Source organism: Serratia sp. CY32780, assembly GCF_052169135.1.
In the GTDB taxonomy this organism is placed as follows: Bacteria; Pseudomonadota; Gammaproteobacteria; order Enterobacterales; family Enterobacteriaceae; genus Serratia; species Serratia sarumanii.
On record NZ_JBJNLI010000001.1, the window covers coordinates 1,185,090 to 1,205,816 of the forward strand.

General features: G+C 59.1%; 27 protein-coding genes and 1 pseudogene. 14 read left to right on the forward strand and 14 right to left on the reverse strand.

Annotated features, from left to right (window positions below; genetic code table 11):
• Positions 1–34: 34 nt before the first annotated feature.
• Together ACJ8HH_RS05815 and ACJ8HH_RS05820 are read left to right on the forward strand one after the other, a co-directional pair.
• Positions 35–487: a GNAT family N-acetyltransferase gene (locus ACJ8HH_RS05815; protein ID WP_043147288.1), complete on the forward strand. Its 453-nt coding sequence runs from the start codon at positions 35–37 to the stop codon at positions 485–487.
• Positions 488–502: 15 nt separating this feature from the next.
• Positions 503–1,207, forward strand: a complete 705-nt coding sequence (locus ACJ8HH_RS05820) for a GNAT family N-acetyltransferase (protein WP_033646373.1) — start codon at positions 503–505, stop codon at positions 1,205–1,207.
• A 51-nt stretch (positions 1,208–1,258) separates the two neighbouring features.
• Here the strand turns inward: ACJ8HH_RS05820 and purB are convergent, their stop codons facing one another.
• Positions 1,259–2,629, reverse strand: a complete 1,371-nt coding sequence (gene purB / locus ACJ8HH_RS05825) for an adenylosuccinate lyase (protein ID WP_033638215.1) — start codon at positions 2,627–2,629, stop codon at positions 1,259–1,261.
• 22 nt (positions 2,630–2,651) lie between these two features.
• Positions 2,652–3,278 (reverse strand): high frequency lysogenization protein HflD, encoded by a 627-nt coding sequence (hflD, locus tag ACJ8HH_RS05830; protein WP_060451499.1) that lies wholly within the window; start codon positions 3,276–3,278, stop codon positions 2,652–2,654.
• Between the two features lie 331 nt (positions 3,279–3,609).
• Here hflD and kup point away from each other — a divergent pair, with 331 nt between their 5' ends.
• Positions 3,610–5,478, forward strand: a complete 1,869-nt coding sequence (gene kup, locus ACJ8HH_RS05835; protein ID WP_060451500.1) for a low affinity potassium transporter Kup — start codon at positions 3,610–3,612, stop codon at positions 5,476–5,478.
• A 51-nt stretch (positions 5,479–5,529) separates the two neighbouring features.
• Here kup and mnmA read toward each other — a convergent pair whose 3' ends face one another.
• The 4 genes from mnmA to rluE all read right to left on the reverse strand — a co-directional run bounded on the left by mnmA (position 5,530) and on the right by rluE (position 8,180).
• Positions 5,530–6,630, reverse strand: a complete 1,101-nt coding sequence (gene mnmA / locus ACJ8HH_RS05840) for a tRNA 2-thiouridine(34) synthase MnmA (protein ID WP_060387610.1) — start codon at positions 6,628–6,630, stop codon at positions 5,530–5,532.
• Positions 6,631–6,736: 106 nt separating this feature from the next.
• Positions 6,737–7,183 carry an NUDIX hydrolase gene (locus ACJ8HH_RS05845; RefSeq protein WP_060387611.1) on the reverse strand — a complete coding sequence of 149 codons (447 nt, stop codon included), beginning with the start codon at positions 7,181–7,183 and terminating at the stop codon, positions 6,737–6,739.
• Positions 7,184–7,192: 9 nt separating this feature from the next.
• Entirely contained in the window at positions 7,193–7,531 is a 339-nt protein-coding gene (locus ACJ8HH_RS05850) for a lysozyme inhibitor LprI family protein (protein WP_060387612.1), read from the reverse strand.
• A 22-nt stretch (positions 7,532–7,553) separates the two neighbouring features.
• Positions 7,554–8,180: a 23S rRNA pseudouridine(2457) synthase RluE gene (rluE, locus tag ACJ8HH_RS05855; RefSeq protein WP_041034765.1), complete on the reverse strand. Its 627-nt coding sequence runs from the start codon at positions 8,178–8,180 to the stop codon at positions 7,554–7,556.
• A 131-nt stretch (positions 8,181–8,311) separates the two neighbouring features.
• Here rluE and icd point away from each other — a divergent pair, with 131 nt between their 5' ends.
• Positions 8,312–9,565, forward strand: a complete 1,254-nt coding sequence (icd, locus tag ACJ8HH_RS05860) for an NADP-dependent isocitrate dehydrogenase (protein WP_033638224.1) — start codon at positions 8,312–8,314, stop codon at positions 9,563–9,565.
• Positions 9,566–9,639: 74 nt separating this feature from the next.
• Here the strand turns inward: icd and uspF are convergent, their stop codons facing one another.
• The 3 genes from uspF to ACJ8HH_RS05875 form a co-directional block, all read right to left on the reverse strand.
• On the reverse strand, positions 9,640–10,089 hold the full coding sequence (gene uspF / locus ACJ8HH_RS05865) for a universal stress protein UspF (RefSeq protein WP_033646368.1): 450 nt from the start codon (positions 10,087–10,089) through the stop codon (positions 9,640–9,642).
• Positions 10,090–10,302: 213 nt separating this feature from the next.
• Positions 10,303–10,530: a YgdI/YgdR family lipoprotein gene (locus tag ACJ8HH_RS05870; RefSeq protein WP_033638226.1), complete on the reverse strand. Its 228-nt coding sequence runs from the start codon at positions 10,528–10,530 to the stop codon at positions 10,303–10,305.
• Between the two features lie 12 nt (positions 10,531–10,542).
• Positions 10,543–10,776, reverse strand: a complete 234-nt coding sequence (locus ACJ8HH_RS05875) for a YgdI/YgdR family lipoprotein (RefSeq protein ID WP_033638227.1) — start codon at positions 10,774–10,776, stop codon at positions 10,543–10,545.
• Between the two features lie 346 nt (positions 10,777–11,122).
• Here ACJ8HH_RS05875 and tolA point away from each other — a divergent pair, with 346 nt between their 5' ends.
• Positions 11,123–11,566, forward strand: coding sequence for a cell envelope integrity protein TolA (gene tolA, locus ACJ8HH_RS05880; protein ID WP_197766178.1), 444 nt, complete (start codon positions 11,123–11,125; stop codon positions 11,564–11,566).
• Positions 11,567–11,715: 149 nt separating this feature from the next.
• On the opposite strand, the gene ACJ8HH_RS05885 is transcribed toward tolA, so the two are convergent.
• Entirely contained in the window at positions 11,716–12,006 is a 291-nt protein-coding gene (locus ACJ8HH_RS05885; RefSeq protein WP_060451502.1) for a hypothetical protein, read from the reverse strand.
• Positions 12,007–12,151: 145 nt separating this feature from the next.
• On the opposite strand from ACJ8HH_RS05885, the gene ACJ8HH_RS05890 reads away from it, so the two are divergent.
• Positions 12,152–12,571: a GNAT family N-acetyltransferase gene (locus tag ACJ8HH_RS05890; RefSeq protein ID WP_197766179.1), complete on the forward strand. Its 420-nt coding sequence runs from the start codon at positions 12,152–12,154 to the stop codon at positions 12,569–12,571.
• A gap of 60 nt (positions 12,572–12,631) precedes the next feature.
• Here the strand turns inward: ACJ8HH_RS05890 and ACJ8HH_RS05895 are convergent, their stop codons facing one another.
• Positions 12,632–13,747 (reverse strand): AI-2E family transporter, encoded by a 1,116-nt coding sequence (locus ACJ8HH_RS05895; RefSeq protein ID WP_048321484.1) that lies wholly within the window; start codon positions 13,745–13,747, stop codon positions 12,632–12,634.
• A 294-nt stretch (positions 13,748–14,041) separates the two neighbouring features.
• Here ACJ8HH_RS05895 and ACJ8HH_RS05900 point away from each other — a divergent pair, with 294 nt between their 5' ends.
• Positions 14,042–14,179, forward strand: coding sequence for a hypothetical protein (locus ACJ8HH_RS05900; protein ID WP_162837928.1), 138 nt, complete (start codon positions 14,042–14,044; stop codon positions 14,177–14,179).
• Positions 14,180–14,243: 64 nt separating this feature from the next.
• Here ACJ8HH_RS05900 and ACJ8HH_RS05905 read toward each other — a convergent pair whose 3' ends face one another.
• A complete protein-coding gene (locus ACJ8HH_RS05905) occupies positions 14,244–15,455 on the reverse strand; it encodes an MFS transporter (RefSeq protein WP_060428546.1) in 1,212 nt (403 codons plus the stop codon).
• A gap of 227 nt (positions 15,456–15,682) precedes the next feature.
• Between ACJ8HH_RS05905 and ACJ8HH_RS05910 the strand changes: the two genes are divergently transcribed.
• A complete protein-coding gene (locus ACJ8HH_RS05910) occupies positions 15,683–16,141 on the forward strand; it encodes a hypothetical protein (protein WP_048321486.1) in 459 nt (152 codons plus the stop codon).
• Positions 16,142–16,240: 99 nt separating this feature from the next.
• Entirely contained in the window at positions 16,241–16,657 is a 417-nt protein-coding gene (locus ACJ8HH_RS05915) for a DUF2000 domain-containing protein (RefSeq protein WP_049212527.1), read from the forward strand.
• 12 nt (positions 16,658–16,669) lie between these two features.
• Here the strand turns inward: ACJ8HH_RS05915 and ACJ8HH_RS05920 are convergent, their stop codons facing one another.
• The gene (locus tag ACJ8HH_RS05920; protein ID WP_033646361.1) at positions 16,670–17,020 is read right to left on the reverse strand and encodes a GFA family protein; all 351 of its coding nucleotides are present in this window, start codon (positions 17,018–17,020) and stop codon (positions 16,670–16,672) included.
• Between the two features lie 140 nt (positions 17,021–17,160).
• Between ACJ8HH_RS05920 and ACJ8HH_RS05925 the strand changes: the two genes are divergently transcribed.
• From ACJ8HH_RS05925 to ACJ8HH_RS05935, 3 genes are all read left to right on the forward strand, one after another.
• Positions 17,161–17,370, forward strand: coding sequence for a hypothetical protein (locus ACJ8HH_RS05925; RefSeq protein WP_025160266.1), 210 nt, complete (start codon positions 17,161–17,163; stop codon positions 17,368–17,370).
• Between the two features lie 151 nt (positions 17,371–17,521).
• Positions 17,522–18,616 (forward strand): SMP-30/gluconolactonase/LRE family protein, encoded by a 1,095-nt coding sequence (locus ACJ8HH_RS05930; protein ID WP_442520219.1) that lies wholly within the window; start codon positions 17,522–17,524, stop codon positions 18,614–18,616.
• Between the two features lie 44 nt (positions 18,617–18,660).
• Positions 18,661–19,305 (forward strand): Qnr family pentapeptide repeat protein, encoded by a 645-nt coding sequence (locus ACJ8HH_RS05935; RefSeq protein ID WP_033646359.1) that lies wholly within the window; start codon positions 18,661–18,663, stop codon positions 19,303–19,305.
• A gap of 6 nt (positions 19,306–19,311) precedes the next feature.
• Here ACJ8HH_RS05935 and ACJ8HH_RS05940 read toward each other — a convergent pair whose 3' ends face one another.
• Positions 19,312–19,713 carry a hypothetical protein gene (locus tag ACJ8HH_RS05940; protein WP_039567110.1) on the reverse strand — a complete coding sequence of 134 codons (402 nt, stop codon included), beginning with the start codon at positions 19,711–19,713 and terminating at the stop codon, positions 19,312–19,314.
• Between the two features lie 560 nt (positions 19,714–20,273).
• Here ACJ8HH_RS05940 and cspE point away from each other — a divergent pair.
• Complete coding sequence (gene cspE / locus ACJ8HH_RS05945) at positions 20,274–20,486, forward strand: transcription antiterminator/RNA stability regulator CspE (protein ID WP_033638238.1); 213 nt, start codon at positions 20,274–20,276, stop codon at positions 20,484–20,486.
• 114 nt (positions 20,487–20,600) lie between these two features.
• Positions 20,601–20,679 (forward strand): annotated as a pseudogene (locus tag ACJ8HH_RS05950).
• The last annotated feature ends 48 nt before the right edge of the window (positions 20,680–20,727 follow it).

The window sequence follows — 20,727 nt, forward strand, 5'->3', positions numbered from 1 at the left end:
CCAATGGAAATAACATCTTACTCCGTGAGGCGCTATGAACCCATACAACCCTGAAGTGACTATCCGCAGAATCAATGGCGACGACAAAGCGCAATGGCTGGCGCTGTGGCAGGGATATCTCGATTTTTACCGCGCCGACGTGGCGCCGCAGGTGACCGATCGCACCTTCGAACGCCTAGGGCAGGATGAACAGGTGTACGGGCTGGTGGCGCAGGATGCCGACGGCCAACTGCTCGGGCTGATGAACCTGGTGTTCCACCCGTCCACCTGGAGCGCGGTCGGCTATTGTTATATCGAAGATCTCTATGTGTCGCCGCAGGCGCGCGGCCACAAGGTGTCGGAAAAGCTGTTCGAACAGGCGTATCGCTTGGCAGAGATGCGCGGCAGCGATCGGGTCTACTGGATGACCCAGGAGTACAACGCGCCGGCGCGTTCGCTGTACGACAAAATCGGCAGAAGAAGCTCGTTTATCGTTTATACCCGTTAACCGCAGGAGGCGTTTATGGCAATGAATCGTTATGGTCAGCCGGTTGGCGAACCGATGCCGGATTGGCAGCCAGCTCGCCGCCCCGGCGGCGCGACGCTCGGCGGGCGTTTCTGCTCGCTGGCGCCGCTCGAGCCGCAGCGGGATTACGCCGCGCTGTTCGAGGCGTTTCAGCTGGCGCCGGACGGCCGCGACTGGACCTATCTGTCCATCGAACGGCCCGATACGCCGGCGGCGATGTTGCAGCATCTGGAGACGCTGCAGGCCAACCCGGCGCTGGTTAATCTGACGGTGTTCGACGCCGCCAGCGATGCGCCGGTGGGCACGGTGGCGCTGATGCGCATCGACGAAGCCAACGGGGTGCTGGAGATCGGCCACGTCAGCTGGTCGCCGTTGATGAAACAGCGCTCCAGCGCCACCGAGGCCATCGCGCTGCTGCTGCGCTATGCCTTCGACACGCTGGGCTACCGCCGCTGCGAGTGGAAGTGCGACAGTCATAACGCGCCGTCGCGCCAGGCCGCGCTGCGCTTTGGCTTTCGCTACGAGGGCAACTTCCGCTTCGCGGTGATCGTCAAGGGGCGCAGCCGGGATACCGACTGGTTCGCCATCACCGCCGACCGCTGGCCGACGGTGCGGCAGGCGCTGGCGCGCTGGCTGAGTGCGGACAACTTCGATGCGCAGGGGCGGCAGATAGCCCGGCTGCAGGTGCTGCGCGGCGAATAGCAAAGAAAAAGGCGGCCCGCAGGCCGCCTTGTCGTTGTCAGGCTAAAGCGCTTATTTCAGCTCGTCGACCATGGTGGTGGCGCGGCCGATGTAGTTGGCCGGGGTCATCGCCTTCAGACGGGTTTTCTCTTCTTCCGGCAGCGCCAGGCCATCGATGAACGCCTGCATGCCGGCGGCATCCACGCGCTTGCCGCGGGTCAGCTCTTTCAGCTTCTCGTAAGGTTTCTCGATGCCGTAGCGGCGCATCACGGTCTGGATCGGCTCGGCCAGCACTTCCCAGTTGTGATCCAGTTCGTCCAGCAGGTGCGCCTGGTTCACTTCCAGCTTGCTGATGCCTTTCAGGGTGGCCTGATAGGCGATCAGCGCGTAGCCCAGGCCTACGCCCAGATTACGCAGCACGGTGGAGTCGGTCAGGTCGCGCTGCCAGCGGGACACCGGCAGTTTGCCCGCCAGGTGGCCCAGCACGGCGTTAGCCAGGCCCAGGTTGCCTTCGGAGTTTTCGAAGTCGATCGGGTTGACCTTGTGCGGCATGGTGGAAGAGCCGATTTCGCCGGCGATGGTCTTCTGCTTGAAGTGGTTCAGGGCGATGTAGCCCCAGATGTCGCGGTCGAAGTCGATCAGGATGGTGTTGAAACGCGCTACGCAGTCGAACAGTTCGGCGATGTAGTCATGCGGCTCGATCTGGGTGGTGTACGGGTTCCAGGTGATGCCGAGCGAGGTCACGAACGCTTCGCTGAACTGATGCCAGTCCACTTCCGGGTAAGCGACGATGTGGGCGTTGTAGTTGCCGACCGCGCCGTTGATTTTACCCATGATCTCCACGCGCTCCAGCTGGCGGTACTGGCGCTCCATGCGGTAAGCCACGTTGGCGAACTCTTTGCCGACGGTCGACGGGGTCGCCGGCTGGCCGTGGGTGCGCGACAGCAGCGGAATATCGCGGTATTCCAGCGCCAGCCCTTTCAGCGCGTCGATGATCTTGCGCCAGTAAGGCAGCACCACGTCCTGACGCGCGCTTTGCAGCATCAGCGCGTGCGACAGGTTGTTGATGTCTTCGGAGGTGCAGGCGAAGTGGATGAACTCGGACACCGCGTGCAGCGCAGGCACCGCCGCCACTTTTTCCTTCAGGAAATACTCGACCGCTTTCACGTCGTGGTTGGTGGTGCGCTCGATGGTTTTGATGCGCTGAGCGTCTTCTTCATTGAATTCCGCGACGATTTTGTCGAGGAAAGCGTTTGCGTCGGCGTCAAAAGCGGGAACTTCCTTGATTTCTGCGCAGGCCGCCAGTTTTTGCAGCCAACGTACTTCAACCTGTACGCGGAATTTCAGCAGACCGTATTCGCTGAAAATGGGGCGCAGTGCGCTGACTTTATCACCGTAGCGTCCATCAACGGGGGAAACGGCGGTCAGTGAGGATAATTCCATCGGTAGCAACTCCTGGGATCGATTAACAATGAGCAACGATATTTTGCGCCTGCTTGAACAGACGATTACGGGAAAACATTAACTGCAGGCGGCTGCCGCCGACCTGTTGCCACAGCACGGCGGCGCGAATGCCGGCCAGCAGCGTGGCGCGAACCTTGGCCTGCACCTGCGGGTTCTGCAAGATAGCCGGCGAGCCGGTCACCTGGATGCGCGGCCCGAGCGGGCTGACCACGTCGACGTAAATGCCGGCCAGCGCGCTGATGATGGTGTCCGACTCAAGATCGAAGTGCGCCAGCTGGCGTTCGAGCTGGCTGAGGCGTTCACCGAGCGTGTTCATCGCCTGTTTGTTGGCGTTGAGTTTGCGCTCCAGCACCATCAGGCTGATGGTGTAGCGGGTCAGTTCCGCGCCCGGCCCTTTGTTGTTGGCGTTAAGCACGCCCATCAGGGTTTCGAGGCCGACCATCAAATTGCGTTCTTCACCGCCGAACACCGCCAGCGTGGAGGGCGGGTTCATCTGCAGCAGGCTTTTCAGCGAGGTCTGAAAGGCTTCGCGGTTGCATTGCCCTTCATGGGCCAACTGCTGAACCAAACGCGCCGACTGGCTGATACCCGCCATGGCCAGCGTGATGTCATAATAATTCTTCGCCACGATTACTCCTGTAAACGCTGTGAACGGTACATGGCTTACTGCATAAGGTTGTGTGTATCGCAGGGGTAACGGCGGCGGCCGCGAACGGTAACGAACGGGCGTGGCTGTAACAACGATGACAACGAATGCCGCGGATCATGCCACAAAATCGAGGCTAAACCCAGCGTCTAATACGCCCGAGACGAGGCGGAGGCGCCATACGGCGCAGAACTGCGCAGACAGGCGGCGAAAATCGCCGGCGCGGCGGCGCGAACTTATTGTTGCGGCGGCAAATAAAGTGCGGCGGCTGCATCTATACTGCCAACGTGAGCCCTCAAATAAAGATCTTCATATGCACGTAAAAAACAAGCAGCCGCTGCCGGCGGTGACGTTGGCGGCCATCGGCGTGGTGTACGGCGATATCGGCACCAGCCCGCTGTACACCCTGCGCGAATGCCTGACGGCGGAGGAAGGTATCACCCTGACGCCGGCCTCGATCTACGGCTTTTTGTCGCTGATTTTCTGGCTGCTGACGCTGGTGGTGTCCATTAAATACATTTGTTTCGTGATGCGCGCCGACAACGACGGCGAGGGCGGGATCCTGACGCTGATGTCGCTGGCGATCCGCAGGCTGGATGCGCGCTGGGTGCCGGCGGCGGTGCTGATCGGGCTGGTGGGCGGCAGCTTCTTTTACGGCGACGGGGTGATCACCCCGGCCATTTCGGTGCTTTCGGCCATCGAGGGGCTGCAGATTATCGCCCCCGAACTGGACAGCTTTATCGTGCCGCTGTCGCTGCTGGTGCTGACCGCGTTGTTCGCGATACAAAAGCGCGGCACCGGCAGCGTCGGCAAACTGTTCGCCCCGGCGATGGTTATCTGGTTCCTGACGCTCGCGCTGCTGGGCATCGGCGGCATTCTGCAGCACCCTGGCGTGCTGCGGGCGCTGAACCCTTACTGGGCGGTGAATTTCTTCCTCGAATACAAGACGGTGTCGTTCTTTGCGCTGGGCATGGTGGTGCTGTCGGTCACCGGCGCCGAAGCGCTGTACGCCGATATGGGCCACTTCGGTAAAAAGCCGATCCGTCTGGCGTGGTTTACGCTGGTGGCGCCGGCGCTGGTGCTGAACTACTTCGGCCAGGGGGCGCTGCTGCTGACCAATCCGGCGGCGATCAACAACCCGTTCTTCCTGCTGGCGCCGACCTGGGCGCTGATCCCGCTGCTGGTGATCGCCACGCTGGCGACGGTGATCGCCTCGCAGGCGGTAATCTCCGGCGTGTTCTCGCTGACGCGGCAGGCGGTGCGGCTAGGCTACCTGCCGCCGATGCGCATCATCTATACCTCCGATCAGGAGTCCGGGCAGATCTACATTCCGGTGGTGAACTGGCTGCTGTTCGCAGCGGTGCTGATCGTGATTATCAGTTTCAAACACTCCAGCAACCTGGCCTCGGCTTACGGCATCGTGGTGACCGGCACCATGCTGCTGTCGTCGATTTTACTGAGCATCGTGGCGGTGAAAAACTGGGGCTGGCCGCGCGCGCTGGGCGGGCTGATGCTGCTGATCATGCTGTGCATCGACGTACCGCTGTTCGGCGCCAACCTGATCAAGCTGGCGACCGGCGGCTGGCTGCCGGTGGTGCTTGGGCTGATGATTCTGCTGATCATGCTGACCTGGAAGACCGAGCGTTCGCGTCTGATCCGCCGGCTGCGCGACAACCAGGAGGGGCTGAGCGCGCTGATCGAGTCGCTGGAGGAGGCGCCGCCGAAGCGGGTGCCGGGTACCGCGGTGTTTATGGAGCGCACGCCGCACGCGGTGCCGCTGGTGCTGTTGCATAACCTGAAGCACAACAAGGTGCTGCATGAGCGCGTGGTGCTGCTGACCATCGTCACCACCGACATGCCGTACGTGCATAACGTGCAGCGGGTGGCGATCGAACAGCTGTCGGCGAGTTTCTGGCGGGTGGTGGCGAGCTACGGTTGGCGCGAGACGCCCAACGTCACGGACATCCTTTACCGCTGCGGGCTGGAGGGGATGAGCTTCACCATGAACGAGACCTCGTTCTTTATGTCGCGCGATACGCTGGTGCTGGGCAAGCGGCCCTGGTATTTGCGCGTGCGCGGCAAGGTGTTCCAGCTGTTGCAGCGCAATGCGCTGCGCGCGCCGGATCTGTTCGAAATCCCGCCGAATCGGGTGATCGAACTGGGGGCGCAGGTGGAATTTTGATTAAAAAAAACGCTGCGATAAACGCAGCGTTTTTCTTGGACGGCAGGCGAATTACGCCAGGCGCTGTTCGATGATGCCGCCGCCGAGGCAGATTTCGCCCTGGTAGAACACCGCCGACTGGCCGGGGGTGACGGCGGAGACCGGCTCGTCGAAACGCACTTCGATGCGTTCGCTGTCGAGCGGGGTCACGGTGCAAGGGATATCCTGCTGGCGATAGCGGGTCTTCACCGTGCAGCGGAACGGGCCGCTCAGCGGCAGGCGATCCACCCAGTGCAGCTGCTGCGCGATAAGGCCGGTAGACATCAGGCGCGGGTGATCGTGCCCCTGGGCGACCACCAGCACGTTGTTGGCCACGTCTTTATCCACCACGTACCACGGATCTTCGCTGCTGTCTTTCAGGCCGCCGATGCCCAGCCCTTTGCGCTGGCCCAGGGTGTGATACATCAGGCCCTGGTGTTCGCCGACGGTCTGGCCGTCAACGCTGACGATCGGGCCCGGCTGCGCCGGCAGGTAGCGGCCGAGGAAGTCGCGGAACTTGCGCTCGCCGATAAAGCAGATGCCGGTAGAATCTTTCTTCTTGGCGGTGACCAGCTCCAGCTGCTCGGCGATGCGGCGCACCTCCGGCTTCTCCAGCTCGCCGACCGGGAACAGGCTTTGCGCCACCTGCTCGTGGCTCAGGGTGTAGAGGAAGTAGCTCTGATCCTTGTTGCCGTCGACGCCGCGCAGCAGGCGGCTCTTGCCGCCCACGTCCTGGCGGCGCACGTAGTGGCCGGTGGCGATGAAATCGGCCCCCAGATCTTCGGCGGCGAACTCTAGGAAGGCTTTGAATTTGATCTCTTTATTGCACAGGATGTCCGGGTTCGGCGTGCGGCCGGCCTTGTACTCTTCCAGGAACAGCTCAAACACGTTGTCCCAGTATTCCGCCGCAAAGTTCACCGTGTGCAGTTCGATGCCCAGCTTGTCGCAGACCGCTTGCGCGTCGGCCAGATCGGTCGCGGCGGAGCAGTACTCTTCGTCGTCGTCTTCTTCCCAGTTCTTCATGAACAGCCCAGCGACCTGATAGCCCTGTTGCTGTAACAGATAGGCGGTAACGGAAGAGTCGACGCCGCCGGACATACCGACGATTACTTTTTTCTGGCTGTTGTCTGACATGGGGATCTCACGAACTTGAACACGAACCGTGCTGATAAAAACAAGCGCAGGATTTTACCACGTTGGCCGCGCCGGCGCACTGTTCATCTTGTGCTGCCCCGCGCCCTTAAAACGGCCAGGCGAAGCTGCCGACCAGCGACAGCGGGTAGCGCTCCGGCTGCTGGTAGCTGCGAATGCTCTCCGCCACCAGCGCGGAACGCAGGTTGGGCGCCTGCAAGATCTCGTCGGCGCTCAGCCACAGGCAGCGATCGATGTCGCTGTCGTGCGGCTCGGTCGGCAGCGGCTGTTCCAGCTCGATAACGAAGCAAAAACGCAGGAACGGCGTGCGATCCGGCGCGATCCACTGGTGCAGGCGCAGGAACGCCTGCGGCGTGGCGCGGATGCCGGTCTCTTCCCACAGCTCGCGCTCGGCGGCCTGCACCAGCGTCTCGTCGGCCTCTAGGTGGCCGGCCGGCTGGTTCCACAGCGCTTTGCCGTTGATGGTCTCTTCGACAATTAAAAATTTGCCGGCGGCGTGCACCACGCAGGCCACGGTGACATGCGGTTTGAACATGCGCTCTCCTTACAGCGGTTTGTCGATGCGCCGGTAGATGTCGTCCAGCTCGGCGATGCGGGTGCGATAGCTTTGCAGCAGGCAGGCGGTATCGCCGCCGCACCGCTGGCGTTTTGTCAGCCAGTCCTGCTGGCTGTCCTGCATCGCGCCGCGCGCGCCCATGGCGAACAGGCCGCGCAGGAATTGGTACTTGGTGGCCATTTGCACGTCCAGATCGTTCAGCGTGCGGTTGGCGCAGATGGCGCGCTCATCGCGGCTTGCCGCCTTGGCGCAGTCGAAGCTGGCGGCCTGGGCGGCGAGCGGGGCCGCCAGTGCGGCGAGCAGCAGCGCTATCAGTGTGTTCCTCATGGCGTCTCCATCAGTTATCGGTCTACAGGGAATCGATGGTTTTCCATTCACCAGGTTGCAGTGAACCCAGCGAAAGATTACCCATACTGTAGCGAATCAGGCGCAGGGTAGGGAACCCGATATGCGCCGTCATGCGACGCACCTGGCGGTTTCGCCCTTCATACAGGGTGATTTTCAGCCAGCAAGTGGGGATGGATTTACGTTCGCGGATCGGCGGGTTGCGTGGCCACAGCCACTGCGGCTCGGCCACCAACTCCACCCCGGCGGGCAGCGTGGGGCCGTCTTTCAGCGTGACGCCGCTGCGCAGCGGCGCCAGATCGCTCTCCTGCGGCGCGCCCTCGACCTGCACATAATAGATTTTGCCGGTGCGCTTGCCCGGCTGGGTGAGCTGCGCCTGCAGCTGGCCGTCGTTGGTCAGCACCAGCAGCCCTTCGCTGTCGCGATCCAGACGCCCGGCGGCGTAAACGTCGGGGAAGGGGATGTACTCTTTCAGCGTGGCGCGGCCGGCTTCGTCGGTGAACTGCGGCAGCACGTCGAAGGGCTTGTTGAATAACACAATTCGGCGCGGCCCTTTCGGCGCGGCGGGTTTGGCGGCATTCGGCTTGCTGAATCGTTTAACTTTGTGATTTCTAACAGAGAATTTTTTCATAACGGTTGAGATTACGGATGATAAGCGCATTATAACCGAATCCGTTTCGGATTGGCGCGGACCGAATATTCAAGTAGTATCTACACGCATCTTACAAAGCATTAACAAAATTGCGCTTGAAGGAGAGGTTGATGGAAAGCAAAGTAGTTGTTCCGGCAGAAGGTAAAAAAATCACGGTTGACGCCCAGGGTAAACTGGTTGTTCCTCATAACCCGATCATCCCGTTCATCGAAGGCGACGGCATCGGCGTTGACGTGACTCCTGCCATGATCCACGTGGTTGATGCGGCCGTTAAAAAGGCTTACCACGGCGAACGTAAAATCTCCTGGATGGAAATCTACACCGGCGAAAAATCTACCCACGTTTACGGTAAAGACGTGTGGCTGCCGGACGAAACTCTGGACCTGATCCGCGACTACCGCGTCGCCATCAAAGGCCCCCTGACCACCCCGGTCGGCGGCGGCATCCGTTCTCTGAACGTGGCCCTGCGCCAGCAGCTGGATCTGTACGTGTGCCTGCGCCCGGTGCGTTACTACCAGGGCACCCCAAGCCCGGTGAAACAGCCTGAGCTGACCGACATGGTGATCTTCCGTGAAAACGCCGAAGACATCTACGCCGGCATCGAGTGGAAAGCCGGCTCCGCCGAAGCGGACAAAGTGATCAAATTCCTGCGCGACGAAATGGGCGTGAAGAAAATCCGCTTCCCAGAGCAGTGCGGTATCGGCGTGAAGCCATGCTCCGAAGAAGGGACCAAGCGTCTGGTGCGTGCGGCGATCGAATACGCCATCACCAACGACCGCGACTCCGTGACCCTGGTTCACAAAGGCAACATCATGAAGTTCACCGAAGGTGCCTTCAAGGATTGGGGCTATGAGCTGGCGCGCGAAGAGTTCGGCGGCGAGCTGATCGACGGCGGCCCATGGCTGAAGATCAAGAACCCGAACACCGGCAAAGAGATCGTGGTTAAAGACGTGATCGCCGACGCCTTCCTGCAGCAGATCCTGCTGCGCCCGGCGGAATACGACGTGATCGCCTGTATGAACCTGAACGGTGACTACATCTCCGACGCCCTGGCTGCCCAGGTCGGCGGCATCGGCATCGCACCGGGCGCCAACATCGGCTCCGACTGCGCGCTGTTCGAAGCGACTCACGGCACCGCGCCGAAGTACGCCGGCCAGGACAAAGTGAACCCAGGCTCCATCATCCTGTCCGCAGAGATGATGCTGCGCCACATGGGCTGGTTCGAAGCGGCTGACCTGATTGTTAAAGGTATGGAAGGCGCCATCGCCGCCAAGACCGTGACCTATGACTTCGAACGCCTGATGGAAGGCGCTAAACTGCTGAAATGCTCAGAGTTTGGCGACGCTATCGTAGAGCACATGTAAGTGTGTTTGGCGTTTGAATAAGAGCGGGAGCCTTAGGGCTCCCGTTTTTTTATTGTTCGAATGGGCATGGGATATCAAGGATTGGCCGATTCACGCACCACCAGCACCGGGCAATTGGCGTGGCGCACGACGGCGGTGGCATTGGAGCCGAGGAGGTAAGTGATCGCAGAAGGGCGGTTGGAACCCATCACAATAATCTCCGCGTTAAGCGCATCAGCGAGTTCCAGGATCTGATCTTTAGGATCGCCGACGGCCACGTGCGTGGTCACTCTATCTTCAGGCACGCTGAATTCTTTGGCCGCTTTCGCCAACCCTTCGGTCGCTACCGCAATGATTTCGTCTTTGGTTTCTATCGCCGCGGTGGCGGCAAAGCCGAAAGCGGCGTAGGTGGCGCGTGACGGGATCACCGCTAGGAAATGGACGTGGGAGTCTTCGAGCCTGGCGAGCGCGTTGACATGTGGGATGACCTGCTGCGTTAATTCCGGCTCGGTAATATCGACTGGAACCAAGATAGTTTTATACATACTCCCTCCTTATCATTATCAAATAACTCCACTTCTTGGATTATAGCTGTTCGACGCAGGGAAAGGAGAGATCCGTATGGCAAACCCGGGAACGTTGGCGCTGAAATGTCAGGTGTTCGACGTTATCGTTAAATGCAGGCAAGTACGCCGGGTTTAGAGTAGAAAGGGAGCCATTGGCTCCCTTGGTGTTAGCTGGCTGAGATTATCGGAACCTTAATGAGGGATCTCTGAAACCTCTTTGACTTCCGTCTTGTTGATTTGCTGTTTAACGCCATTGGCGTCGGTATAACCGAGCAACCCGGCAGAAGTTTCTTTCGGCTTGCCGTCACTGATGAGCGTTCGACCGTCGTGGGTATGGATGGCGTAGCTTGTGCGTGTGCAGCCTGACAGTGCGGCGATGGCAACCAGGGCGATCGCGGGAAGAACAAGCGTTTTTTTCATTTGAAGCTCCTTTTAGTTATCCAACTCACTCATGTTTGCAATCTGGTCTCGATTGATCTGTTCCGTTTTGCCCGTTTCAGCGTTTCGATAGGAGACTAACCCGGTATCTGTATCGACCTGAGGTTTGCCGTCGGTGACAATGGTCTTGCCATCCGTTGTTTTGATCGCCTGATTGGAAGCGCAGCCCGCAATGAACATCACCGTAGTTGCAGCAAGAAGCGCGGCAAAGAGTCGTTTGCTTTTCATACCTACCATCCTGGTTACTTAAACGAATTTAATATCAGGAAAATAAGTATAGGCAGATTTTCCAGATTGCCAGGGTTGAAAGTGCTTATGGTGGGATAAAAAAGTAAGAATAACTTAATTTATTGATGGGGTGATTACCCATTCGGGAGATGTCGACAGGTCAGGGGGCTCAGGCGTACGGCCCGGTGAGGGGGTTAGGGTTTCATATCATCATCTACTCACGATTTTCCGCGTGCCAGTGCGTGATGTCATTGGTGGTTTGGCGTTAATTCTGTATAAGTATTCACCGGGGATCTTTTCGAATACAACGTTGATTCGACTGATAATCATCCATAAGGACAGGGATATGAAAATAACGCATTCAGGCTATAAAACCGGCGCCGCCACATTATTGGCGGCGATGCTCGCACTGGCATTAATGGGGTGTGCCAAGAGCACTGCCCCCAGCCAATCCGTTCCGGCGAATAAAGAGGTCGATGATCTTTTTGCCAACCTTGGTAACCCAAAGACGCCTGTGCCGGGAAAAGAGAAAGAACAGTATTTTGCCCAGTTGCTGGCCGCGATTCAAAGCCATTTGAAAGATGCCGAAGCCTACTCAGGCAGAAGTTGTACATTGCGCATCAAGCTGGCGCCGGATGGTCTGCTGATCAGCGTTCGGGCTGAACAAGGGGAGCCGCAACTTTGCCAGGCCGCGATAAAGGCAATCGTCAATGCGCGTTTGCCTAAGCCGCCAACGGCCGCGGTTTACGAAGCGGTCAACAACGGCACGTTGGAGTTTCGGCCGATATGAAAGTAAAGGGCGGCAACTGCGATGCCAGATAATTAGACCAAAAGTCGCAGGCCGTACTTTCATGCGGCCTGTGAGTATTGGGTTGTGCAATATTTCGTATAGCGTTTCCTAATGTTGAATCCAGTCTTCACGGCATATGTTGCCAATACCTACCGATACATCATTGCGCTCACGCGCTCGCTTCGATCTTTAAAACCGTTGCTGCGCATCGTGACCACGTAATAGCGATAGTGATGCTTCTGCGCGTACTCGCGCACCAGATCTTCGGCGAACAGGCCGCTGAAGGTGACGGTGGTGACGAACGTCAGCCCCTTCACTTCGTAGGTGCTGATCTCTTGCGGAGTGCCGATATACGGCGGCGGGAACACGGTTTTGTGGAACTGGCAGCCCGCCAGCAGCAGGGTAAACAGCAGGGCGGCGGAGATTTGCGGGATTCTCATCGGGAAAAGCTTTCCTTCCTTGGCGTGTTTTTAGTAACTCTATAATAGGATTACAAAATTTGGCGGGGATGTAAAAATTATCCCGCTTCGGTTGCCGTTTCGTTGAAGCGGCACCGCCGTCATCCATACGAATGAGGGGTTAAATATGCTTGTGCGCCTTGCTGCTGAAACCGATGCCGCAGCCCTGATCGCCCTCGACAGCGTCGCCGAAGACGAGCCGCAGCGCACGGCGCAAATCCGCGCCTGGTGCGCGCAGGGCATTTGTTTTCTTGCCGAGGAACGGGGCATGGCGATGGGCTATGGCGTGCTGCACTATCACTTCTTCGGCTGCGGCTTTATCGAGATGTTGATGGTCGGCGAGCGCTATCGCCGCCGGGGCGTCGGGCAGGCGCTGATTGCGGCGTTGAAGTCCCATTGCCGGCAACCGAAGCTGTTCACCTCCACCAATCGCTCCAACCTGCCGATGCAGCGGCTGCTGCTGAACGCCGGGTTTGTCGCCAGCGGCCGGATTGACAATCTCGATGACGGCGATCCGGAGCAGGTCTTTTTTATCCCGGCGCGCTGATACAAAACCACTGACAAAAAAGGGGCCCATTGGGCCCCTGCGTGATTCGCTGCGGGAGGTTTACTCCACCGCGTCGGGATGATTTTTGCCTTCCTCGATAAACGCTTCGTCGATCTCTTCGATGTTCTCCTCGCTGTCGCGGCCGGACAGAATGTTCCAGCAGGCGATGAACAGCGCGGCGATCAAGGGGCCGATGACGAAGCCGTTGATGCCGTAGATCTCCATGCCGCCCAGGGTGGAAATCAGGATCAGGTAGTCCGGCATTTTGGTGTCTTTGCCCACCAGCAGCGGGCGCAGAATGTTGTCCACCAAGCCGATCACCACCACGAAGAACACTACCAGGAAAATGGCTTTCCACAGCATGCCGGTGGCGAAGAAGTAGATCACCGCCGGCACCCAGATGATGGCGGAGCCTACGGCCGGGATAATCGACAGGAACGCCATCAGCGCGCCCCACAGCAGGCTGCCGTCGATGCCGGTAAAGTAAAACGCCAGCCCGCCGAGCGCGCCTTGCACCACGGCGACCACCACCGTGCCCTTGACGGTGGCGCGGGAGACGGCGGCGAACTTCACGAACAGGTGGTGTTTTACATGCTGGGAGAGCGGCAGCGCTTCGAGCGCCAGGTTCACCAGATAGGGGCCGTCTTTCAGCAGGAAGAACAGCAGGTAGAGCATCACGCCGAAGCCGACGACGAAGTTGAAAGTGCCCTTGCCGATCAGGAAGACGCTGCCCGCCAGATATTGCCCGCCCTTGAGCGCCACCTCGGAAAGCTGCTTTTGTATCTCGGCGGCGCTGTTGAGGTTATGTTCCGCCAGGAAGCGCTGCGCCCAGCCGGGCAGGTGGCGCATAAAGTCCGCCAGCATGGCCGGCAACTGGCTGTTGTTGGTCTGCAGCTTGGTGTAGATCACGTTGAATTCCATCGCCAGCGACGAGGCGATGATCGCCAACGGCGTGAACACGATCAGGCAGATCAGCGCCACCGTCAGCAGCGACACCACGCCGTTGCGTTCGCCGACGTACTGCTTCAGTTTCTTTTTTACCGGATGGAAAATCACCGCCAGAATGACCGCCCACAACACCGAGGAGTAGTAAGGCCCCAGCACGTCGAAAAAGGCGGCGGTAACGATGAACAGGATCAGAATAAAGAATCCCTTGGAAATGCCTTTAGACATCATAGTCGTCCCTCAAAAGATGAATTTTCAGCATAGATGAACTGAATGAAAACAACACTATCATCACCTTTACTTAACCGGTAGGGGATTTTTAGTGGCGTATTCCATAGGGTTATTAAGGGCAAGGCGGGCGCCGCAGGGTGAACAGGCGGCGGCGTGAGAAAAGAAAGAGGGCTAAATAATTAACAAAATTTATCGATTGTGTTTCATTTTGTGAGCCGCACTTGCCGCCTGCGCCAGGCTTTCCTAGTGTTGATGAGGGCGGCCGTTCGCCCGATACCACGAAGGAGTATGCAAATGACTGAACACAAACGACTCGGCGTCATCGAGAAGACGCTACTGATCGCCTTTGCCGGCTTGCTGGTGTATTTCGCGGCCACCGGCGCCTTGTCATTGTCGGGTCTCGATCATCATTGGCCTTATCCTTCGCGATAGGTAGGCACCTGCACCAGGGAAAATTCAGCACCGCTTATAACAAACAAAACCACCTTTCTGCTTATCACCCCGCCTTATGCCGCCGGCTGAGAAAAGCCAGCGCCAACAGCGCCCCTGACACGGCCGCCGCCAGCACCAGCCAGGCCGGGGCCGCCCAACCGGCTGCGGCCACGATGGCGCTCAGCGCAACCGGGCCGATCACCTGGCCGAGATAGTTCCCCTGCATCACCAGCCCCAGGCTCAGCGGCAGCAGCGTCGGTTCCGGCGTCGCCGCCGGCGTGGCGGCCAGAATGGTGGCGGGCAGCATGCCGGCGATGGCGCAGAACAGGAAACACAGCGGGATCAGCAGGGCGTTGGGCGTTATCGGCAAGAAAATGCCGATGCCGAAGACGCCGATGATCAGGCTGGTGGCCGCGAGCAGGCTACCGGCGCGCAGACCGCGCGACAGCAAGAGCCCGGCGGCGAGGTTGCCGATGATGTTCGCCGCCACCGCCGCCGCGCTGATACCGCCGGCGGCCGCCAGCGACAGGCCGATGCGCTGCATCAGGAAGATCGGCAGGAAGGTCATCACCGAGAAAAATTGCAGGTTGTAGGTGGCGAACATCAGCGCCAGCAACAGCGGCCGGCGCGCACTCAGCAGGGTGGCCAGCGCTTGCCGCAGCGGCAGCGACGGGGTGTGAGCGTTGGCGGTGCGGCGGGACGTGGTCAGCGGCAGCAGCAGGGCGGCCAGCAGCGTCAGCGCCGCACCGGCCTGCCAACTCTGCTGCCAGCCGGCGAGATGGGGGCCGAAAAACAGCGAAATGGCGATGCCCGCCGGCATGAAGGTGCTCCAGATGCCGAACACCAGGCTGCGCTGCGCCGGGGCGACGATGCGGTTCAGCACCGCCGGCGAGGCGACCACCACGATCACGAAGCCGAGGCCTTCGACAAAGCGGCTGACGATCAACCCGCTGAAGTCGTGCAGCGCGGCGCCGGTAAAGCTGGCGGCGCTGATGATCAGCAGCCCGAGCGCCAGCAGCCGCCGGTCGCCCCAGCGGCGCACCAGCAGCCCGGCGGCGATGCCGCCGAACACCCCGACGAAGGGAAAGGCCGAAATAACCCAGCTCAGCGCTTCGAGCGAACGGCCGAACTCGGCCTCCAGCGCCGGTAGCGCGATGGTGGCCTTGCCCACGTGCAGCGCCGCGGCGATGCCGGCGAACAGCACGTTGATGACGGCTAGCCAGGGCGTGGCGGCGGGGAGAACGCGGTCGATGGCGTCCGGTTTAATCGCGGTCATAACACTCTCCAGTGGCGGTAACGCCATCACTATGTGCTCTTGCAACGGCTGAGGTCGTTCAAATGCTGCGCTATCACGCGGGGAAATTATTCATTTCGAGCTTTATTGCGCGCCTTCGTTGTTTGGTTCGCCAGCGTGCCGCCCGGCGTGGACGCTGATCCCCCTGCAGCGGTTTACTGTTCCGGCACGCAGCAGGCGTGTTGAATTCATTTTATAAGGAGCAGTGTATGTCAGAGATGATGAACGAAAGTGGGGCGCCGGCCATTGAATGGAGCTATGGCGGCCGGGGTGATGATATCAGCAGCAGCCTGAGCCTCGACACGGTTGAGGAGCAGCCGCTGGGTTTCTTGATGACGGTCGATCGGCCGGTGCAGATCTTTAAAGACGCGCTGTCGCCGATGATGGCCTTTGTCACGCTGCTGCGCCCGCTGTACGTCAAAACGAGCGAGGGTTTCCAGTACGTGCCGGTTTCCAACCCCTGGACCGACGTGCAGCGCCTGCCGGCCAGCGCAGGCTATCTGGGCGTACAGGTCAACGCCGGGCTGTTCTTCCACGGCGCCAAGCCGACGCACTATAAAGATCGCGACGGCCAGATGAAACCGATCGACGGCGGCACGCTTTTGCAGCATATCACCGTGCTGCATCAGGTGGCGCAGCCGCTCGGCCCGGGTGAAGGCGCCGTCTGAGCCGGCAGCGTTATCACAGGGGCCGGACGCGGCCCCTTATCGTGCCTTGAAACCGTGCGCCGGTTGGGTAAAACTGGCTGCCTATTCAAGGAGAAGAGTATGTACAGCGACAACGAGAAAAAGTTTTATATCATCCTCAACCGCAATCACGAACCGGCCACGCTGTTTAACGCTTCCTGCCATCTGACGGCGGGCATCACCGATCTGATCGAACAGCGCCAGTTTCACCACTACCCGAGCAGCCTCGACGGCGTCAGCGCCAATATGAGCCACTATCCGATAGTGATCCTGCAGGCTAAAAACAGCAGCCAGCTCAGCAACCTGATCCTCAAATGCAAGGAGGAGGGCGTACTGTCCAACTTCTTCACCACCACCATGCTGTCGCACTCCGCCGAACAGCAGATCGCCGACACCGCCAACACCCCTTACGAACAACTGGATTTCGTGGCGGTGGCGCTCTACGGCGACGCCGAACAGCTTAAGCCGCTGACCAAGAAGTTCTCCGTCTACCGCTGAAAAAGCGGAATCTCAGATGCTGGCGCCGTCGTAACTGTGGATCTGCAACGCATCCAGCGCGACGTCAGGCACGCAGCGCAGGTTGACGGCGCACATCGCGGCGCCGTCCGGCGCGGTGCCGTAGGCGAAGGGCTGAGCGCCGCAGACTCGGCAGAACTGATGGCGGATCTTGTGCTGATTGAAGGTGTAGGCGCTGAGCTGGTCCTGGCCGCTGTTGAGCGTGAAAGCGCTGATGGGGAAGAACGACAGCAGCAGCCCTTTGCGGCGGCAGATCGAACAGTTGCAGCTGAGGGCCTCGGTGGGCAGTTCGGCGTCCACGGAGAAGGTGACGGCGCCGCAGTGGCAGCTTCCCTGGAATGGCATGGCGATGGTCCTGTAGCAGGGGGCGTGTTTGCCCAGTATAGTGCAATTTATCGTCACTCGGCCGCGCAGGGCCTGGTTTCCTTAGTAAATGCGCGGTTTTCTGGTAGGTTAGAGGTTAACGTCATCAAAAGGAGATCGCGATGTTAGAACATTACTATCCGGCCAATATGGGCGCCAAACCGGTCACGGACGAACAGCATAAACGGCTGGTGGCGGTGCAGGCGGCGCTGGAACTGATCAAGGCCACGCTGTCGGATACCAACGACGGCAACGGCGTGGACTTCCAGCTGAAGGCGGCGGAGAAGCACATCGGCCCGATGGCCGACGCCATTCAGGAAGCCCTGAAGTAACGGTTCGCCGTCGCCTCAACCGCCCGCCCGGGCGGTTTTTTTTGCGCCGATTACTGCGATTTTTTTAGTAGCGCATTGCCTTTTTCCCGGCTGGTGCCGTGAGCGGCGCGATCCTACTCTAGCGATCCGAGTCCTCATCAGGATCATGCTTATGTTCCGCTTCTGCCTCTTTTCTTTCTTGTTGCCGCGGCGCCGACGCCTCACCCAGCTTGCCGGCGCCGCGCTGTTTCTCAGCGGCGTCATGCAGGCGCAGGCCACGCAGCGCATCGAATTCTCGCCGGATGCCGCCGGCGCCTACCCTGAAGGCATCGCCTGGAATGCGCGCGCCGGCGCGTTCCTGGTGTCGTCCCTGCGTGGCGGGCCGCTCGGCCTGGTCTACCCGGATGGCCGCTATCGGCGCTTTTCCACCGGCAGTGGACTTATCACCACCTCCGGCATGCTGGTGGACGCCGAGCGCAACCGGGTGCTGGTGTGCAACGAAGACGTGGGCGTATCCCTCAACTCAGCCTCCGGCACGCGCAATCGCGTGGCGCAGGTGCTGGAGTTCAATCTCGATACCGGCGCGCTGCAGCAGACGTACGATCTTTCATCGTTAAGCCGTGGGCCGACGCTGGCCAACGATCTGGCGCTCGACGCGCAGGGCAATATCTACGTGACCGACAGCTTCCAGCCGCAGATTTACAAGATTGACCGGGCAACGCGCCAGGTGTCGATTCTGGTGCGCTCGGCGCGTTTGATCCCCGCCGACGCCCCCGCCGCAGCGCAGGGCACGCAGCCTTATCTCAACGGCATCGTGTATCACCCGGATGGCTATCTGATTGCGGCGGACTACACCCGCGGGCTGCTGTGGAAGGTGACGCTGGATAACGCGCCTGCAATAAGTGAAATCAGGCTGCCGCAGCGGCTGAAAGGGCCGGACGGGCTGCGGCTCAAAAACGCCCATGAATTGGTGATCGTACAGTCTTTTCCGGGGAGAAAAGGGGGCATGTCCGGCAACGTAACGCTGCTTTCCTCGAACGACGGCTGGGCCAGCGCGCATATCACGGCGGTCGCCACGCCGCCGGAATTGGATGGGCCGACCGGCGCCGCGCTGCGCGATGGCGAAGTGTGGGTGGTCAACTCCCGTTACCCCCGTTTGTTTGCCGACGTCGCTCAGGCGGAGAGCGTCAGGACATTCAGCATCGTCAAGGTGGCGTTAGAGCGGAGGCCCGCCGATCGGCGACGGTTGCCAACCCTGCCGGAATAGGATTAAATGCCGCACTGACTGTATAAATAAACAGGTGCGCTGCGATGAGTCTGATGTTGAAGGGTGAAAAGATTGACCGTAACCGCTTTACCGGCGAGAAGATTGAAAACGGCAGCTTTATGCTGTGTGATTTTTCGGGCGCCGATCTGACCGGCACCGAGTTTATCGGCTGCCAGTTTTACGATCGTGACAGCCGACAGGGCGGCAATTTCAGCCGTGCGATACTGAAAGACGCCAGCTTCAGAAGCTGCGATTTGTCGATGGCCGACTTCCGCTACGCCAGCGCCCTGGGGCTGGAGATCCGCGAATGCCGCGCGCAGGGCGCCGATTTTCGCGGCGCCAGTTTTATGAACATGATCACCAGCCGCATCGGGTTTTGCAGCGCCTATATCACCAAAAGCAACCTGAGCTACGCCAACTTCGCCAAGGTGGTGCTGGAGAAATGCGAGCTGTGGGAAAACCGCTGGCACGGCGCACAGGTGCTCGGCGCCAGCTTCAGCGGCTCCGATCTGTCCGGCGGCGAGTTCTCCGGATTCGACTGGCGCGCCGCCGACGTCACCCAGTGCGATTTGAGCAATGCGGAACTGGGCGAATTGGATTTACGCACCACCGATCTGCAGGGCGTCAAAATGGACAGCCACCAGGCCGCGCAGCTGCTGGAGCGGCTGGGGATCGCGATCGTCGGCTGAGAGGGGTTAAGGCGATGATTGGGCAAATAAGCGATTGAAGGCTTTATCCGCGTCTACCGGAATGCGGCGTTGCATTACCGGGATAGTGAAGCGCGGATCCTGTGAGAGGTGGCGAGCTTGCTCGTTGAGCGGCACGACGGCGATGGCCAGATTGTCGTTGGCCTGCATAACGCCTTCCTGTTCGAACAAGGCGAACACCGGTGCGGTGTGCGCAGTACCCAACGAGCAAGCCGAAATCCAATAGTGCCCGTCTTGGGCAAATTTGCACTGTGCCGTTTGCAGGCTAATTGCGCTGATCTGTTTGGCGATCAAGGCATTCGCGTTTTCCACATAGCTTGGTGGTGCCGGCTGGCAGCCTGCCAAACTGAGTGTCAGCACAGCTAGCGTCAGTGTTCTTTTGCCAATCATAGCCATCCTTGAGGTCATTTCCTGCGAATATAAATAATTATCGTAGCAACGATAATGTACCAGTGTCGAGAACAGATTGATTTATTAAGTTTTTATGGCTTTTTCATGACGATTAAGCGCTTATCCCTGTTTTTATAGCAGAGAGCGCTTTCGCGTGAAGGGAAGAACATAACGCGGAAGCGGCGGCTATTTGCGCTTTCATAGTCAGCCCCGGTGCTGTGATCTTTGGCGATCAGCGCTGCGAGTCTAGCTGTTCGTTGTGTTTCACTCCGCCCGTAGCGACAGGCGTCAGCGGCCTTTTGCGATAATAAATTTATGAGCCATATGAATATAATTTAAAATATATCTTGCTTAAATAACTCAGCCGTGTGTAAATAGCGTCATCGGTTTGTAGTACAGACCTTATGAAAGCAGTTTTAGTAAAGCAGTTCTCAGTATTAGCGATATCCATCAGATACCTCTTTTTCCGCGAATTTTCTTCTCTAGTGCCCCATAAGTTTCCAATAAAAACAGACCTCTATCGCCCTATGGCGTCGCAAAAATATAAAGGAAATATCTCTATGTCTACTAAAATGACTGGTTTGGTAAAATGGTTTGATGCAGGTAAAGGCTTCGGCTTTATCACCCCGGCAGACGGCAGCAAAGACGTGTTCGTACATTTCTCTGCTATCCAGAGCAACGATTTCAAAACGCTGGACGAAGGCCAACAGGTTGAGTTCACTATCGAAAATGGCATGAAGGGCCCTTCTGCCGGCAACGTGGTCGCGTTATAATTTTCGGCCGAGGTCCGATTTCTTACGACAGCGATGAGGGTTTAAGCCGGAGCAGTTAAGAAATAACGTCCTCAGCCTGAATAAACTCCGGGTTCGCCCGGAGTCTTTACCAATACGTCATTAGCTCAGCAGGAAGAGCGGCAACGAAATTATCCGTTGGCGGACTGGGGTTCGATTCCTCGATGACGTTCCAATAATTAATTATTATTGGCAACAGAAAAACAGATTGCCGCAGAATTAA

What these genes read in the sequence shown, in the direction of transcription:
- ACJ8HH_RS05905 (WP_060428546.1), bottom strand. Translation starts at nt 15,455, where the DNA reads ATGACCGCGATTAAACCGGACGCCATCGACCGCGTTCTCCCCGCCGCC.
- purB (WP_033638215.1), bottom strand. Translation starts at nt 2,629, where the DNA reads ATGGAATTATCCTCACTGACCGCCGTTTCCCCCGTTGATGGACGCTAC.
- ACJ8HH_RS05925 (WP_025160266.1), top strand. Translation starts at nt 17,161, where the DNA reads ATGTTAGAACATTACTATCCGGCCAATATGGGCGCCAAACCGGTCACG.
- mnmA (WP_060387610.1), bottom strand. Translation starts at nt 6,630, where the DNA reads ATGTCAGACAACAGCCAGAAAAAAGTAATCGTCGGTATGTCCGGCGGC.
- ACJ8HH_RS05845 (WP_060387611.1), bottom strand. Translation starts at nt 7,183, where the DNA reads ATGTTCAAACCGCATGTCACCGTGGCCTGCGTGGTGCACGCCGCCGGC.
- ACJ8HH_RS05890 (WP_197766179.1), top strand. Translation starts at nt 12,152, where the DNA reads ATGCTTGTGCGCCTTGCTGCTGAAACCGATGCCGCAGCCCTGATCGCC.
- uspF (WP_033646368.1), bottom strand. Translation starts at nt 10,089, where the DNA reads ATGTATAAAACTATCTTGGTTCCAGTCGATATTACCGAGCCGGAATTA.
- ACJ8HH_RS05875 (WP_033638227.1), bottom strand. Translation starts at nt 10,776, where the DNA reads ATGAAAAGCAAACGACTCTTTGCCGCGCTTCTTGCTGCAACTACGGTG.
- ACJ8HH_RS05915 (WP_049212527.1), top strand. Translation starts at nt 16,241, where the DNA reads ATGTACAGCGACAACGAGAAAAAGTTTTATATCATCCTCAACCGCAAT.
- tolA (WP_197766178.1), top strand. Translation starts at nt 11,123, where the DNA reads ATGAAAATAACGCATTCAGGCTATAAAACCGGCGCCGCCACATTATTG.
- rluE (WP_041034765.1), bottom strand. Translation starts at nt 8,180, where the DNA reads ATGAAAAAATTCTCTGTTAGAAATCACAAAGTTAAACGATTCAGCAAG.
- ACJ8HH_RS05910 (WP_048321486.1), top strand. Translation starts at nt 15,683, where the DNA reads ATGTCAGAGATGATGAACGAAAGTGGGGCGCCGGCCATTGAATGGAGC.
- ACJ8HH_RS05900 (WP_162837928.1), top strand. Translation starts at nt 14,042, where the DNA reads ATGACTGAACACAAACGACTCGGCGTCATCGAGAAGACGCTACTGATC.
- ACJ8HH_RS05870 (WP_033638226.1), bottom strand. Translation starts at nt 10,530, where the DNA reads ATGAAAAAAACGCTTGTTCTTCCCGCGATCGCCCTGGTTGCCATCGCC.
- ACJ8HH_RS05930 (WP_442520219.1), top strand. Translation starts at nt 17,522, where the DNA reads ATGTTCCGCTTCTGCCTCTTTTCTTTCTTGTTGCCGCGGCGCCGACGC.
- ACJ8HH_RS05885 (WP_060451502.1), bottom strand. Translation starts at nt 12,006, where the DNA reads ATGAGAATCCCGCAAATCTCCGCCGCCCTGCTGTTTACCCTGCTGCTG.
- ACJ8HH_RS05940 (WP_039567110.1), bottom strand. Translation starts at nt 19,713, where the DNA reads ATGATTGGCAAAAGAACACTGACGCTAGCTGTGCTGACACTCAGTTTG.
- ACJ8HH_RS05935 (WP_033646359.1), top strand. Translation starts at nt 18,661, where the DNA reads ATGAGTCTGATGTTGAAGGGTGAAAAGATTGACCGTAACCGCTTTACC.
- cspE (WP_033638238.1), top strand. Translation starts at nt 20,274, where the DNA reads ATGTCTACTAAAATGACTGGTTTGGTAAAATGGTTTGATGCAGGTAAA.
- icd (WP_033638224.1), top strand. Translation starts at nt 8,312, where the DNA reads ATGGAAAGCAAAGTAGTTGTTCCGGCAGAAGGTAAAAAAATCACGGTT.
- ACJ8HH_RS05820 (WP_033646373.1), top strand. Translation starts at nt 503, where the DNA reads ATGGCAATGAATCGTTATGGTCAGCCGGTTGGCGAACCGATGCCGGAT.
- ACJ8HH_RS05815 (WP_043147288.1), top strand. Translation starts at nt 35, where the DNA reads ATGAACCCATACAACCCTGAAGTGACTATCCGCAGAATCAATGGCGAC.
- ACJ8HH_RS05895 (WP_048321484.1), bottom strand. Translation starts at nt 13,747, where the DNA reads ATGATGTCTAAAGGCATTTCCAAGGGATTCTTTATTCTGATCCTGTTC.
- ACJ8HH_RS05920 (WP_033646361.1), bottom strand. Translation starts at nt 17,020, where the DNA reads ATGCCATTCCAGGGAAGCTGCCACTGCGGCGCCGTCACCTTCTCCGTG.
- ACJ8HH_RS05850 (WP_060387612.1), bottom strand. Translation starts at nt 7,531, where the DNA reads ATGAGGAACACACTGATAGCGCTGCTGCTCGCCGCACTGGCGGCCCCG.
- kup (WP_060451500.1), top strand. Translation starts at nt 3,610, where the DNA reads ATGCACGTAAAAAACAAGCAGCCGCTGCCGGCGGTGACGTTGGCGGCC.